Source organism: Tepidimonas sp. (assembly GCF_046292505.1).
Lineage (GTDB): Bacteria > Pseudomonadota > Gammaproteobacteria > Burkholderiales > Burkholderiaceae_C > Tepidimonas.
The window spans coordinates 94,378-109,194 of record NZ_JBKBQX010000005.1; the positions used below are offsets into that span (position 1 = coordinate 94,378).

Annotated in this window: 10 protein-coding genes and 3 pseudogenes; 2 read left to right on the forward strand and 11 right to left on the reverse strand. The window is 69.0% G+C overall.

Features of this window, described 5'->3' with window-relative positions; all coding sequences use genetic code 11:
• Window positions 1-2: 2 nt before the first annotated feature.
• From ACK4TH_RS04235 to ACK4TH_RS04265, 7 genes and pseudogenes are all read right to left on the reverse strand, one after another.
• A complete protein-coding gene (locus ACK4TH_RS04235; RefSeq protein ID WP_409623150.1) occupies window positions 3-245 on the reverse strand; it encodes a DUF1289 domain-containing protein in 243 nt (80 codons plus the stop codon).
• 9 nt (window positions 246-254) lie between these two features.
• Window positions 255-428 (reverse strand): annotated as a pseudogene (locus ACK4TH_RS04240) (YbaK/EbsC family protein); the annotation flags it as partial.
• Window positions 429-461: 33 nt separating this feature from the next.
• The gene (locus ACK4TH_RS04245; RefSeq protein ID WP_409623153.1) at window positions 462-1,394 is read right to left on the reverse strand and encodes a hydroxymethylglutaryl-CoA lyase; all 933 of its coding nucleotides are present in this window, start codon (window positions 1,392-1,394) and stop codon (window positions 462-464) included.
• An 18-nt stretch (window positions 1,395-1,412) separates the two neighbouring features.
• Window positions 1,413-2,333: a 2-hydroxyacid dehydrogenase gene (locus ACK4TH_RS04250; RefSeq protein WP_409623156.1), complete on the reverse strand. Its 921-nt coding sequence runs from the start codon at window positions 2,331-2,333 to the stop codon at window positions 1,413-1,415.
• A 59-nt stretch (window positions 2,334-2,392) separates the two neighbouring features.
• The gene (locus ACK4TH_RS04255) at window positions 2,393-4,438 is read right to left on the reverse strand and encodes an acetyl/propionyl/methylcrotonyl-CoA carboxylase subunit alpha (protein WP_409623159.1); all 2,046 of its coding nucleotides are present in this window, start codon (window positions 4,436-4,438) and stop codon (window positions 2,393-2,395) included.
• 12 nt (window positions 4,439-4,450) lie between these two features.
• Window positions 4,451-5,230, reverse strand: coding sequence for an enoyl-CoA hydratase/isomerase family protein (locus ACK4TH_RS04260; RefSeq protein ID WP_409623162.1), 780 nt, complete (start codon window positions 5,228-5,230; stop codon window positions 4,451-4,453).
• A 13-nt stretch (window positions 5,231-5,243) separates the two neighbouring features.
• Window positions 5,244-6,851, reverse strand: coding sequence for a carboxyl transferase domain-containing protein (locus tag ACK4TH_RS04265; RefSeq protein ID WP_409623165.1), 1,608 nt, complete (start codon window positions 6,849-6,851; stop codon window positions 5,244-5,246).
• Between the two features lie 142 nt (window positions 6,852-6,993).
• On the opposite strand from ACK4TH_RS04265, the gene ACK4TH_RS04270 reads away from it, so the two are divergent.
• Window positions 6,994-8,127 carry an AraC family transcriptional regulator gene (locus ACK4TH_RS04270; RefSeq protein ID WP_409623168.1) on the forward strand — a complete coding sequence of 378 codons (1,134 nt, stop codon included), beginning with the start codon at window positions 6,994-6,996 and terminating at the stop codon, window positions 8,125-8,127.
• 7 nt (window positions 8,128-8,134) lie between these two features.
• Window positions 8,135-9,095 (forward strand): annotated as a pseudogene (locus tag ACK4TH_RS04275) (chromate transporter).
• A 136-nt stretch (window positions 9,096-9,231) separates the two neighbouring features.
• On the opposite strand, the gene ACK4TH_RS04280 reads toward ACK4TH_RS04275, so the two are convergent.
• From ACK4TH_RS04280 to trkA, 4 genes and pseudogenes are all read right to left on the reverse strand, one after another.
• Window positions 9,232-11,346 carry a putative bifunctional diguanylate cyclase/phosphodiesterase gene (locus ACK4TH_RS04280; RefSeq protein WP_409623275.1) on the reverse strand — a complete coding sequence of 705 codons (2,115 nt, stop codon included), beginning with the start codon at window positions 11,344-11,346 and terminating at the stop codon, window positions 9,232-9,234.
• 15 nt (window positions 11,347-11,361) lie between these two features.
• Window positions 11,362-11,724 (reverse strand): annotated as a pseudogene (locus ACK4TH_RS04285) (PAS domain-containing protein); the annotation flags it as partial.
• Window positions 11,725-11,908: 184 nt separating this feature from the next.
• Complete coding sequence (locus ACK4TH_RS04290) at window positions 11,909-13,369, reverse strand: TrkH family potassium uptake protein (RefSeq protein WP_409623171.1); 1,461 nt, start codon at window positions 13,367-13,369, stop codon at window positions 11,909-11,911.
• A 31-nt stretch (window positions 13,370-13,400) separates the two neighbouring features.
• Window positions 13,401-14,792, reverse strand: coding sequence for a Trk system potassium transporter TrkA (gene trkA / locus ACK4TH_RS04295; RefSeq protein WP_409623174.1), 1,392 nt, complete (start codon window positions 14,790-14,792; stop codon window positions 13,401-13,403).
• Between the last annotated feature and the right edge of the window lie 25 nt (window positions 14,793-14,817).

Here is a 14,817-nt window from a genome sequence, read left to right on the forward strand (position 1 = left end):
CTTCAGCGCGCAGCGGCAGCCTGCCGCGCCTCCACCGCCTGCCAGATGCGGCGGCGGGTGGCATCGTCGCTGCCGCCCCAAGCGGCGATCTCGTCCAGCGTGCGCCAGCAGCCGGCGCACAGACCCGTGGCGTCGTCGATGCGACAGACGCCGACGCACGGCGACGGCACCGGTGCACCGGCCGGCTGGCGGCGCAGCGCCTCGGCCAGCGACAGGCGCCGGCGGGTTGGAATCGGCATGGTCATGGGTGCATGCTAGCGGGTGGTGACATCGACCACGGGCGTCCCGGTCCATGCCCGCAGTTCGGCCGGGGTCAGCCGGAACACCGCGTGCGGATGCCCCGCCGCGGCCCAGATGACGTCGAAGCGCAACAGCCCGGCGTCGATCAGCGTCACCGGGGGGCGGGCGTGCGCCAGCGGCGCACCCCCTCGGGCAGCGGCTTGACCTGCGCGCCACACATCTCAGCACCCCTCTGCTGCGCAAGCGCGCTTCGCCAACAACGCACGCCCGACGCGCGACCCCGTCGGGCGTCCCAACCGTTCGCTGATCCAGGCGCCCGTGTCGGCCAGCGCCTCCAGATCGATGCCGGTGTCGATGCCCAGGCCGTGCAGCAGATAGACCACGTCCTCGGTGGCGACATTGCCGGTCGCTCCCTTGGCATAAGGGCAGCCACCCAGCCCCGCGACCGAGGACTGGAAGTTCCACACCCCCATCTGCAGCGCCGCCAGCGTGTTGGCCAGCGCCTGGCCGTAGGTGTCGTGGAAATGGCCGCTGATGTGGTCGATGTCGTAGTGCGCGAGCGTCGCCTCGATGGCGCGCTGCACCTTCAGCGGCGTGCCCACGCCGATGGTGTCGGCCACGTCCACGCGCTGCACCCCGATGTCCTTCATCAGCTTTGCCAGCATGCCCACGCGCTCGGGCGCGATGTCGCCCTCGTACGGGCAGCCCACGGTGCAGCTCATGGCGCCGCGCACGGCGATGCCGGCTTGGCGCGCCGCCTCCACCACCGGGGCAAAGCGCTCGATGCTCTCGGCAATGCTGCAGTTGATGTTCTTCTGGCTGAACGCCTCGCTGGCGGCGCCGAACACCACGATCTCGTCCGGCCGGTCGGCCTGCGCCGCCTCGAAGCCCTTGAGGTTGGGCGTGAGCACCGAGTAGCGCACGCCCGGCTGGCGGGCGATGCCGGCCATGACGGCGTGGTTGTCGGCCATCTGCGGCACCCACTTGGGTGACACATAGCTGGTGACTTCGATCTCCCGCAGGCCCGCGGCCTGCAGGCGGTGCACGAGTTCGATCTTGACCGCGGCGGGCACGGGCTGCTTTTCGTTTTGCAGGCCGTCGCGCGGGCCGACGTCGATGAGGCGGACACGGGCGGGGTAGTTCGCGGTACTCATGGCAGGGTCCTGGGTCGTTCAGTAGCCGCGCGCCGGATCGACGACACCGCGGATCGGCTCGCCACGCTCCAGTGCGAGGATCTTGCCAGCGATCTGGGCAATGCTTTCGTCGCGCAGGGTGCGCGCGGCCGTGTGGGGGGTAACGGTGATGCGCGGATGCCGCCAAAACGGATGCCCGGCGGGCATCGGCTCGGTCGCGAACACGTCCAGTGCGGCGCCGCTAAGGTGGCCGCTGTCCAGCAGCACAAGAAGGTCGTCCTCCACCAGATGGGCACCGCGAGCGACGTTGATCAGATACGCCCCGCGCGGCAGCCGGGCCAGCGTTTGGCGGTTGAGCAGCCCGCGCGTCTCGGGCGTGAGCGGCAGCAGGTTGACCAGCACACGGCTGCGCGCCAGAAACGGGGCCAGCCCGTCCGCACCATGAAAGCTGGGCACCCCTGGCAGCGCCTTGGGGCTGCGGCTGTAGCCGATGACGGGAAACTCGAACCCCTGCAGCGCCTGCGCGACGCGCGTGCCCAGCACGCCCAGGCCCAGCACACCGACGGTCCAGTCGGCGCGCCGTTGCGGCTTGCGAAAGGCCCACCGTTCTTCGCGCTGGGCCGCTTCATAGGCGTCGAACTCCCGGAACTGGCGAATGACCGCGTGACAAACGTATTCGGCCATCTGCACCGCCATGCCGGCATCGTCCAGCCGTACCACGCGCAGCCCCGGGGGCAGGCGCAGGCGCAGCAGGGCATCGACCCCGGCGCCAATGTTGAACAGGGCGCGCAGGCGCGGCTGCTCGTCGATGAAGCGCTGCGGCGGCGCCCAGACGACCGCATAGTCCGCCGGGGGCGCCTCCGGCGTCCACTCGCTGACGGTCGCGCCAGGCAGCGCGGCGCGCAGGCCGGCCAGCCAGGGCTCAGCCTTGGTATCGGTGCAGCAAAACGTCAGGTGCATGGCCCGCAAGCCTAGCGCAGTCGGCAGGGGCGCGCTGTCGCGCTGGGTCAAGCGCCGGGTCAGGCGCTGGCCAGACGCAGCAGCTCGGCCCCATCGGCCACCTGATCGCCGGGCGCATACAGCAGCTCGGCGACGGTGCCGTCGGCCGGGGCGGCGATGGTGTGTTCCATCTTCATCGCCTCCAGCACGGCCAGCGGCTGCCCCTTCTGGACCGCATCGCCAACCCGCACCAGGAAGGCGACGACCTTGCCCGGCATGGGCGCGGTAAGACGCCCGCCCTCGGCCGCCGCGTCACCGGCGTGGGCCAGCAAATCCACCTCGACAATGGCGACCGACCCCTGCGGCGTGAACAGATGCAGCCGTTCCCCCTGGGCATGGACGGTGGCGCGCCAGTCCTCCCCGGCAAACGACACCCCCAAGGCCCAGCCGCCCCCGGGCGCGTCGCGCCAGGCCAACGTACCGGCGGTCGCGGCCTCGCCCTCGCCCACCACCAACCAGCGGGTGCCATCGCGGCGCCAGGTCAGGCGTGCCGGCACGGTGTCCTCGCCCCACTGGAAGGCAAAGCGCCGGCTGCGCTCGCCATGGCTGGCAAAGCCGTCGCACGCACGCCAGGGGTCGTGCCCGTCGGCGCGCGCATCCTGGGCGGCCTGCGCCTCGGTGGCCAGGGTGTGGGCGACCGCGATCGCCACCGCCGCCGTCAGCGGCACCGGCTGCTGGCCAAAAAGCACCGCGGCCTCGCGCGCGATGAGCGCCGTGTCCAGCCGCGCCTGCGCAAACGATGGACTACGCACCACATGGCGCAAAAACGCCACGTTGTTGGCCACGCCGACGATGTGCAACTGCGCCAGCGCCTGGTCCAGCCGCGCCAGCGCCTGCTCGCGCGTGTCGCCGCGCACGATCAGCTTGGCGATCATGGAGTCGTAGTGCGGGCTGATGGTGTCGCCCTCGCCCACACCGTCGTCGATGCGCACATCCGACACGACGAAGGCACTGCACGCCGGCTTGCGGTACACGCTCAGTCGGCCCGTGGCAGGCAAAAACTGGTTGTCCGGGTTCTCGGCACAAATGCGTGCCTCGATCGCGTGGCCCTGCAGGCGCAGGTCGCGCTGGGTCAGGGGCAGCGGCTCACCCGCCGCCACGCGCAACTGCCACTCGACGAGATCCAACCCGGTGATGGCCTCGGTGACCGGGTGTTCGACCTGCAGCCGGGTGTTCATCTCCATGAAGTAAAAGCGCATCGCCTCGGGATGGTCGTACCCTTGCGGCTGCTCGACGATGAACTCCACGGTCCCCGCGCCCACATAGCCGACCGCGCGCGCGGCCGCCACGGCGGCCAGCCCCATGCGCTCGCGCAGTTCCGGCGGCATGCCGGGGGCGGGGGCTTCTTCCAGCACCTTCTGGTGGCGGCGCTGCACCGAGCAGTCGCGCTCGAACAGGTAGACCGCATTGCCATGCGCGTCGGCAAACACCTGGATCTCGATGTGGCGCGGGCGCTGCACATATTTTTCGATGAGCACCGCCGCGTCGCCAAAGCTGTTGAGCGCCTCGCGCTGGCACGAGGCCAGGGCCTCGTCGAAGGCCTCGGGCGCCTCCACCAGCCGCATGCCCTTGCCACCGCCGCCCGCGCTGGCCTTGATCAACACCGGGTAGCCGATGCGGTCGGCCTCGGCCTTGAGCAAGCGCGGGTCCTGATCCGCGCCGTGGTAGCCCGGCACCAGCGGCACGCCAGCGGCTTCCATCAGGCGTTTGGACTCCGCCTTCAGGCCCATGGCGGCGATGGCCGACGGCGGCGGGCCGATGAACACCAGCCCCGCGTCCGTGCACGCTTGCGCAAAGCCTTCGTTTTCGCTCAGAAAGCCGTAGCCTGGGTGGATGGCCTGGGCGCCGGTGGCCCGCGCCGCCTCGATGATGCGCTCCCAGCGCAGATAGCTGTCCTTGGGGGCAGGGCCGCCGACGCACACCGCCTCATCACAGGCGGCGACGTGACGGGCCTGCGCATCGGCCTCGGAGTACACGGCGACGGTGCGGATGCCGAGCCGGCGCGCCGTGGCGGCCACACGGCAGGCGATCTCGCCGCGGTTGGCAATCAGGATCTTGTGGAACATGGGGTCGCTCCGTCACGCCAGCCACTGGGGCTTGCGCTTGTGCAGGAAGGACTGGACACCCTCGCGCCCTTCGGCGCTGGCACGGATGTCGGCAATGGCCTCGACGGTGCGGGCCACCAGGGCATCGTCCAGCGGGGCCCCGGCCACATCGCGCACCAATCGCTTGGCGGCAGCCACGGCCGCGGGGCCCGCGCTGCACAGGGCGTGCACGATGGCGTCCACCCGGGCGTCCAGCGCATCGGCCGGCACCACCTCGTGCACGAAGCCGATGCGCAGCGCCTCGGCCGCGTCGAAGCGCTCGGCCGTCAAGAAATACCGGTGCGCCGCGCGCGCACCCATGGCGCGCACCACATACGGCCCGATGGTGGCGGGAATCAGCCCCAGCTTGACCTCGCTGAGGCAAAAGCCCGCGGTGTCCACCGCCACCGCCACGTCACACGCCGCCACCAGCCCCATGCCGCCGGCGTACACATCGCCCTGCACCCGGGCCACCGTGGGCTTGGGACATTCGTGGATCGTGCGCAGCATCGCCGCCAGCCGGCCGGCATCGGCCAGGTTCTCCTCGCGGCTGTAGTCGGCCATGCGGCGCATCCAGTTCAGATCCGCCCCGGCGCAAAACGCCGTCCCCTCCGCGGCCAGCACGATGGCGCGCACGTCGGCGCGCGCGCCAAGCTCAGCGAACGCCGCCGTCAGCTCGGCGATCACCTCGTCGTTGAAGGCGTTGCGCAGCTCGGCGCGCGTGAGGGTGACGGTGGCACGGTGGCCGGTCACGGCAACGGTCAGGTTCCCCATGGTCCCCCCCGGCTCACATGCGGAACACGCCGAAGCGGGTGTCCGGAATCGGCGCATTGAGCGCCGCCGACAGCCCCAGCGCCAGCACGCGGCGCGTGTCGGCCGGGTCGATGACGCCGTCGTCCCACAGCCGCGCGGTGGCGTAATAGGGGTGACCCTGACGCTCGTACTGCGCGCGGATGGGCGCCTTGAACGCCTCCTCCTCCTCGGCGCTCCAGGTGCCGCCCTTGGCCTCGATGCCGTCGCGCTTGACGGTGGCCAGCACCGACGCGGCCTGCTCGCCGCCCATCACGCTGATGCGGGCGTTGGGCCACATCCAGAGGAAGCGCGGCGAGTAGGCGCGGCCGCACATGCCGTAGTTGCCGGCACCGAAGCTGCCGCCGATGATGACGGTGAACTTGGGCACCTGCGCGCAGGCCACCGCCGTCACCATCTTGGCGCCGGCGCGCGCGATGCCGGCGTTCTCATACTTGCGGCCGACCATGAAGCCGGTGATGTTCTGCAGGAACACCAGCGGCACCTTGCGCTGGCAGCACAGCTCGATGAAGTGCGCGCCCTTGTCGGCGCTTTCGGCAAACAGGATGCCGTTGTTGGCGACGATGCCGACCGGCATGCCCTCCAGGTGCGCAAAGCCGGTCACCAGCGTCGTGCCGTAGCGCGCCTTGAACTCGTGGAACTCCGAGCCGTCCACCAGACGCGCGATGATCTCGCGCACGTCGAACGGCTTGCGCGCATCGGTCGGGATGATGCCGTAGAGCTCCTCGGCCGGGTACAGCGGCGCGCGCGGTTCGCGGCGCGCCACCGGCCAGTCCTTGCGGCGGTTGAGCCGTGCCACCGCCTCGCGCGCCAGCGCCAGCGCGTGCAGGTCGTTTTCGGCCAGATGGTCGGCCACGCCGGACAGGCGCGTGTGCACGTCGCCGCCACCCAAGTCCTCGGCGCTGACCACCTCGCCGGTGGCCGCCTTCACCAGCGGCGGGCCGCCGAGGAAGATCGTGCCCTGGTTCTTGACGATGATGGTCTCGTCGCTCATCGCCGGCACGTAGGCCCCGCCCGCCGTGCACGAGCCCATCACCACCGCGATCTGCGCGATGCCCTGCGCGCTCATGTTGGCCTGGTTGTAGAAGATGCGCCCGAAGTGGTCCCGGTCCGGGAACACCTCGTCCTGATTGGGCAGGTTGGCCCCGCCCGAATCGACCAGGTAGATGCAGGGCAACCCATTTTGCTGCGCAATCTCCTGCGCGCGCAGGTGCTTCTTGACCGTCATCGGGTAATAGGTGCCGCCCTTGACGGTGGCGTCGTTGCAGACGATCACGCACTCGATGCCGGCCACGCGGCCGATGCCGGCGATCAGCCCGGCCGCCGGGGCGTCGTTCTGGTACATGTCCAGCGCGGCCAGCGGTGCGATCTCCAGAAACGGCGTGCCGGGGTCGAGCAGCATTTCGACCCGCTCGCGCGGCAGCAGCTTGCCGCGCGCGGTGTGCTTGGCGCGGGCGGCCTCGCCGCCGCCCTGCGCCACCTGCGCGATGCGGGCGTGCAGATCGTCGACCAGCGCACGCATGGCGGCCGCATTGGTCTGGAACTCGGCGGATCGCGCGTTGAGCTTGGTGTCGAGTGTGGTCATGGCACTTCGGGGGCAGGCGGTCTTGGCTTCGGCGACGCCCCAACCGGCGCGTCGCCGAGCGCGCAGAATACCCCGCTGCCCGGCACGCGTGGCGCCACAAAAACCACAAAATACGCCACGGAATCGCCCATCCGCTGCCGCCATGACCACCCGCCTCCACCCGCCCCCCGCGCGCACGCCGTTCGCGTTCGTCCAAAGCATCATGACGGCCTATGCGTTGCGTGGGATGGATCCGTCCGGGGCGCTGGAGAAGGCGCAGATCACGCCAGACAGGCGAGGCCAGTGGCCCGATCGGGTCGCCGCCCTGCCCTTCGAGCGCCTGAGCACGCACGCCATGCGCGAGCTGGACGACGAGGCGCTGGGCTGGTTCTCGCGCCGGCTGCCCTGGGGCAGCTACGGGATGCTGGCGCGCGCCTCGCTGACCGCGCCCCACCTGGGGCTGGCGCTGGCCCGCTGGTGCCGCCACCACCGGCTGCTGACCGACGACGTCACCTGGGCGCTGGAGCGCAGTGGCGACACCGCCACACTGCGCCTGATCGAACAGCGCCCCCCGGGCGCAAACGTCGCCGATGCGGCCCGGCGCGCCCAGATGCGGGAATTTGCGCATGTTTCGCTGCTGCGCAACGCGCTGGGCCTGTCGGCGTGGTTCATCGATTCGCGCATCGGGCTGCGCGAGGCCACCTTCGCCTACCCCGCGCCCCCTCACGCCGACGCCTACGCCGTGCTGTTCCCCCGCGCGCGCACGCGCTTCGATGCGGAGCAGACGTCGGTCAGCTTCGATGCCGCCTACCTGGATCAGCCCCTGCGCCGCGACGAAGCCGCCATGCGCACCATGCTGCAGCGCGCCGTGGCGCTGATGGTGCACCCGGACCGCCGCGACCGCCTGCTGGTCGAGCGGGCCCGCACCTGGCTGCGCGCTCACCCGGACGCAGCCAGCACCGAGCGCCTGGCCGACGCACTGCATGTCTCGGTGCGCACCCTGCAGCGCCAGTTGCACGAAGCCGGCACCAGTGTGCAGGCCCTCAAGGACCAGGTCCGCCGCGATCTCGCCGCCGAACACCTGCTGCGCACGCACTGGCCCATCAAGCGCATCGCCGCCCACGTGGGCTTCGACAACGAAAAGAGCTTCGTGCGCGCATTCAAGGCCTGGACCGGGCAGACGCCGACGGCATTTCGCCGCCGGGTCGGCGGGGATCGCCAGACCGACGCCACGCCACCCAGCGGCGACGGGCCCTCCAGCCGCCTCGCCTGGCGTTGGCGTGCCGTTCGGGCATGATCCACGCATGTCGCGACGCCGCTCTGCCCGCGAGTGCCTTGCCATCGCGCTGATCTTCCTGAGACTCGGCCTGACCAGCTTTGGCGGACCGGTGGCGCACCTGGAGGTGTTCCGGCGCGAATTCGTGCAGCGCCGCGGCTGGCTGGATGCCCGGGCCTACGGTGATCTGGTCGCGCTGTGCCAGGTGCTGCCCGGGCCCGACCCCCGGCGCGCACATGCCGCAGGGTCTGCTGCAGGGCCTGATGCTGGCCGCCGTCGCCGTGGTGGCCCATGCCGTCTGGGGCATGGCACGCAGCTACGCCCCCAGCGGCCGGCGGCTGGCTTGGGCCGCGGCCGTCGGCCTTGCCGCCTGGGTGTGGCCTGGCGCCTGGGCCCAGCCGGTGCTGATCGCACTCAGCGCCGGCTGGGGCGCGTGGGCCTTCCGCCAGGGATGGGCTCCCCCTGCCAGCCCCTTGGCCGTGGGTATCGGGCGCCGGGCGGGCGCCGTCTGGTTGGGCCTGTTCGGTGCGGGCTTGGCCGTCCTGCCCATGCTGGCGCAGTGGGCCCCCGGGGGCTGGTGGCCCATCGCCGACGCGTTCTACCGCATCGGGGCGCTCATCTTCGGCGGCGGGCATGTGGTGCTGCCGCTGATCCAGGCGGAGGTGGTCGGTCCCGGTTGGATCCGTGCGGAGGCCTTTTTGGCCGGCTACGGCGCGGTACAAGCCATGCCCGGGCCCATGCTGACCATCTCCAGCTATGTGGGCACCGCCTTGACGCCGCGCCTGCGGCCCATGCTGGACGGCGTGCATGCGGGCGTGGTCGGGCTGCTGGCCGCCACCCTTGGCCACGCGGCCCACGCCGCCATCGATGGGGCCGCGACGGCCGTGGCCGCCGCAGCGGCCCTGGTGCTGCTGCGCAGCGGCCGCGTGCCGGTGTGGGCGCTGGTGGGCGTTTACGCCGTGGCGGGCGGCGTGATGGGCCGCGGGTAGCGGCACCCGGCTAACCCGTCATCTGCCCGAGTAGCTTCTGCACCGCCGCCTGCGCCGCGGCGGTCGCTTCCTCGACCAACGCGACGTTTTGCTGCGTGGCCTTGGTGACCGAAAACACGGCCAACCCTAGGTACCGTCACGGCGGCAGGCCTTGCAAAGGCCACTGTTGTGCCGGCATCGGCTTGCCGTAGAGATAGCCCTGCAGGGCATCGCAGCGCCGCTGCAGCAGCCATTCCGACTGCTCGCGCGTTTCCACCCCTTCGGCCACGACCGTAATCTGCAATCGGTGTGCCAGCTCCAACACGGCTTCTACGATGCAGGCGTCGTCGGGGTCGGTCAGCACGTCACGGATGTACGTGCGGTCCAGCTTGAGCGCGTGGAGGGGCAAGGAGCGCAGTTGCAGCAGATTGGAGTACCCGGTTCCAAAGTCATCCAGCGCAAACCGCACCCCCAAAGCTTCCAGTTGATGCATCTTGCGCGCCACATCGGTCAAGTCATCGGCCAACAGGCTTTCCGTAATCTCAAGACACAACCGATTTGCCGGCAGCCCGCTGGTTTGCAAAGCGCGCTCGACCGTCTCCACAAAGTCCGCCTGGGCAAACTGGTAGGGACTGATGTTGACGGACACATGACTCACCTGGGGGCGCGCTGCGGCCCACTGGCAGGCTTGCGTCAACACCCACTCGCCGATGGCCACAATGGCGCGCGAGCGTTCGGCCAGCGGGATGAACTGCAGCGGGGACACCTCCCCGAACTTGGGGGATCGCCAGCGCAACAACGCCTCGGCAGCGAGCGCGTTGGGACAGTCAGCCAGCACGATGGGCTGCATGGCCAGCCACAACTCCCGATTGGTCAACGCCCCCGTCAAAGCCTGAGCCAGCTCGTGGCGGCGCCGCGCATGGGCAAAGCGTTCGGCGTCGAACCGCTCGATGCGACCGCGCCCTGAACGTTTGGCTGCAAACAAGCCTTCTTCGACCTGGGCCAGGGCCTCCTGAAAGGCGACGGTGGGATGCTCTTGAATGTGGGACACGGTGGTCCAACCCACACTGAGCGAAGGCCGAAAGTCCAAATCCCCCAGTTTTAGGGGGGCCGACAAGGTGGACCAGGCTTGGCGCACCCAGTCGGCGCATTGCTCATCGGTCCACGGGCCGGACAATTCGACCAGGGCGACCAACTCGTCCCCACCCAGGCGGGCGGCCAACAGGCAGGGGCTCAAGGTCGGCAGTCGCTCCGCCACGGCGCGCAGCACACGGTCGCCGGCGTCGTGGCCCAGGGTGTGATTGATTTCGCGCAAGCCATCGACGTCCACCAGGAGCATCAACGACGTGGACTGCGGTGCCCCAGCGGACCGCTCACAGTAGCGGGTGAGGGCGCCATCCATGAAGCCGGCCCGGTTCCACAACCCGGTCAAGCCATCGCGCAGCAGCGCTTCCTCCCGCGCCTCGTAAATGCGCACGATCTCCGTCTGGTCACGCACCAAGACGGTAAAAACTCCCTGCCCATCGTCACGGTCGCGGAACGAGATGCTTGCCTCAAAATGGTGCATGCCATCCGGAAGATCCTGCGGGTAACGGAATTTTTGTGCGCGTCCCGTGGTTTGCGCCACAAACATCGCATCCGATACCCGCTGGTAGACGTCGGGGGGCAGCACCGCCGAGATGTGGCGGCCAATCAGTTCTTCAGGCGGGCGAAGGAGCAAAGCCTCGTCGTTGGCATGGACCGCCCGGTAGACGCCTTGGGCGTCCAATTCGAACCACAGGTCCGGCAGTAGCCGCAGCGTGGACTGCAACTGCTGGATTTTGTGCTGCAGCCCTTCGCGCAGTTCGTTTTCTTGGGTGACGTCGATGGCAACGCCGTACCATATGGATCGACCATCCGGTGCGTATTCGATGGTCGCCATGACTCGAATGTGGCGAACCGACTGATCCGGCGACGACGTCTGCAGGCGATAGTGCAGCTCGCAAGCGCTGGCGCGGTCGGCGATCGCTCGGGCAATCGCTGCTTTGACGGTTTCCCGGTCTTCCGCCACGATGCGGCGTCGGATGGCATCGATGTCCCGATGCAACTCCGCCACGGTAATGCCATACAGCCGTTCGATGGACGGTGAGGCGAACTCGACTTTCGCCAGTGCGCCGTCGGGGCTGTAGGAGATAATGAACCGAAACCCCGTGGACAACCGATCGAAGGCGTCCAGCCAGCGCTCATCCCGCTCCAGCCCGAGCGTTGCTTGCATGGTCTTTTGGATGTCCAAGCAAATGCCGGCCACCCATTCGACGTCCCCGCCGGGCCGCCACGCCACCGCGCGACCCCGGCTGAGGAACCAGCGCCAGTGGTCGCCGACCCGAAACCGATAGATGGCTTCGTACGCCTCGACACCCCGGCTTTGGAGGAACCGATCCATCGCGGCCTGCACCTCCGCCCAATCGTCGGGGTGTATGGCGCGCCGCCACCGGTCGGTGGCGTGGGCCTGCAGCCCATTCGACTCGCTGGGCCACCCAACCATCTGCCGATAGATCGGATCCACCCAATCGCAGTCGGTGGGTGTGTGCCACCACCATCGCCCGGCACCGGTGAGCTGCAACCACAGGTCTTCGGAGACGCTGGGGGGGTAGCGGGAAGAGGCCGTCATCTTTTTATCAAAATTTTTGATCGAAAAAATGAACAGAAACTATGAGCCCCTCCTGCGAAAAGAAACCGGGGAAACCTCATTCCCACCCAGGATTTTGTTGTAATAAAACAACGCCACGTTCGAACGGGCGTTTTTCGGGCAGGCATTGCGCAAATCGCTGGACAGAAAAGCGCCGTCTGCCGCACTAGCGCCGCCAAAACGCCCGCGTAAACAGCACCAGCACGCTCAGCAGCTCCAGCCGCCCGAGCAGCATCGCAAAGCTCAACACCCAAAGCTGAAACGGCGTCAGCCCACCGTAGTTGCCCGCGGGGCCCACCTCGCCCAGGCCGGGGCCGATGTTGTTGACCGTCGCCACCACCGCCGAGAAGGCCGTCACCAGATCCAACCCCGACAGCAGCAGCAAAAACGTCAACCCCATGGTTGCGGCGCCGTAGATGAGCATGAAGCCCAGCACCGCCGCCATCACCTGCGACGGCACGGCCTGCCCGCCCAGCGTGACCGGGTTGACCACATGCGGGTGGATGATGCGCACCAGCTCGCGCCGCGCCTGCTTGACGAGCAGCACCATGCGCACCATCTTGATCCCGCCGCCGGTGGACCCGGCGCACGACACGAAGGTCCCCAAAAACAGCAGGAACACCGGAATGAACACCGGCCACTGCAGGTAGTCCGTCGTGGCGTATCCGGTCGTCGTGGCCAGCGACAGCACATGGAAGGCCGCCTGACGCACGGCCGTGGGCGCGTCGGCATACACCCCTTCGGCCAGCAGCATCAGCGTCACCAGCGCGATGGAGGCGGCCAGCACGATGGCATAGGTGCGGATTTCGCGGTCGTTCCACAGCGGCCGCAGCGTCAGACCGCGCAGCACCATGAAGTAGCGCAAAAAGCTGATGCCCGCCAACGCCATGAACACCACGGCCACCCACTCCACCGCGGCGGACTGGAAGTGGCCGATGCTGGCGTCGTAGGACGAAAACCCCGCCAACCCCATGGTCGAGCACATGTGCATGAAGGCGTCGGCCCAGCCCATGCCCGCCCAGCGGTAGGCCAGCAGGCACAGCACCGAAAAACCGAAGTACACCCCCCACAGCCCGCGCGCGGTCTCGGCGATGCGGGGGGTCAGGCGAGCATCTTTCATGGGACCGGGCGTCTCGGCCTTGTAGAGCTGCATGCCCCCCAAGCCCAGCATGGGCAGCACCGCCACCACCAGCAGCATGACCCCCAAGCCGCCCACATACTGCAAAAAGCAGCGCCAAATGTTGATCGACACCGGCAAGCGCTCCAGCCCGGACAGCGCCGTGGCGCCGGTGGCGGTCAGCGCGCTCATGGCCTCGAAGTAGGCGTGGTGCCAGGTGATGCCGGGCACCATCAACATCAGCGGCATGGCCGAGTACGCCGGCAGCACCAGCCACACCAGATTGACCAGCAAAAAGCCGTCGCGCGGCAACAGCTCGCGCCGGCGCGAGCGCGTGATCAACCACAGTACCGCGCCGCTGGCCAGGGTCAGCCCCGCGCACGCCGCCCACTGCAATTCGTGCGTCAGGTCGTCGTGGAACCAGGCCCACGCCATCGGCACCCCAAAGGCCACGGAAAAGGCCATCAGCACATGCGAAAAAACGTAGAGCGCAGGGCCGAGGGATTGCATGCGTGCGGATGACGGGTTCGGGCCGCGGGCGTCAACCGAAGAAGGTCGCCCCGACCTGGAACAGCTTTTCCACCTCGCGCACCAGGCGCTTGTGGGGGATGAAGATGACGATGTGGTCGTCGGCACGGATCAGTGTGTCGTGGTGCGGCATGAGCACCTCGGCGTCGCGCCCCTCGCCGCGCACGATGGCACCGATGCGCGCGCCCTTGGGCAGGCGGATTTCCTCCACCCGCCGGCCAACCAGCCGCGAGGTTTTGACATCGCCGCGCGCCACGCCCTCCAGCGCCTCGGCGGCGCCGCGGCGCAGGCTGTGCACCGCCACCACGTCGCCGCGGCGCACATGCGCCAGCAACTCGCCAATCACCGTCTGCGCGGGCGACACCGCGATGTCGATCGCGCTGCCCTGCATCATCTCGGCGTAGGCGCGGCGGTTGATCAGGGCCATCACCCGGCGCGCGCCCAGGCGCTTGGCCAGCATGGCCGACATGATGTTGTCCTCGTCGTCGTTGGTCAGCGCGAGGAAGAGGTCCATGTCGGCGACGTTTTCCTCCTCCAGCAGCGCTTCGTCCACGCTGTCGCCCTGCAACACCAGCGTGCTGGAGGGCAGTTGGCTGGCCAGATACTCGCAACGCCGGGGATTGCTTTCGATGATTTTGACCTCGCACTGCCCAACCAGGGAGCGGGCCAGCCGCAGCCCGACCTTGCCCCCACCGGCGATCATCACCCGCTGCACCGGCTGGTCGATGTTGTGGATGGCCGCCAGCACCCAGCGGATCTGGTCACTGGCGGCCAGAACGAACACCTCGTCCCCGGGCAAGATGCGGGTCTGCGCGGTGGCTTCCACCTCGGCGTCCAACCGGTAGAGGGCGACCACGCGCATCTCGGCCCGCGGAAAACGGTCGCGAAACTCCCCGATCGTGTGGCCCACCAGCGCGCCACCGGCCGCCGCGCGCACGACGATCAGGCACACGCGCCCCTCGGCAAACTCCAGCACTTGCAGTGCCTCGGGGTAGTCGATGAGCTGGTGGATGTAGCGCATCACCGACTCTTCGGGGCAAATCACATGGTCCACCGCGAAGCCGGCCTTGTCCAGCAGGGGGCTGCCCTCCTCGAACTCCGGCGAGCGCAGCCGGGCGATGGTCGTCGGCACCTGGAAGACATCGTGGGCCACCTTGCACACCACCAGGTTGGACTCGTCCAACGCGGCGCAGGCAATCACCATGTCCGCATCCTTGGCGCCCGCCTCGGCCAGCACCGAGGGTTGGATGCCGTTGCCGACCACGCCGCGCAGGTCGAGCCGCTCCTCCAGCGCGCGCACGCGCGCCGGATCCTGGTCGATCACCGTGATGTCGTTCTGCTCGGACACCAGGCTCTCGGCGACGCTTTCGCCCACGCGTCCGGCGCCGAAGATGATGATGTTCATGGCGCGCCTATCATACGCCGCGCCT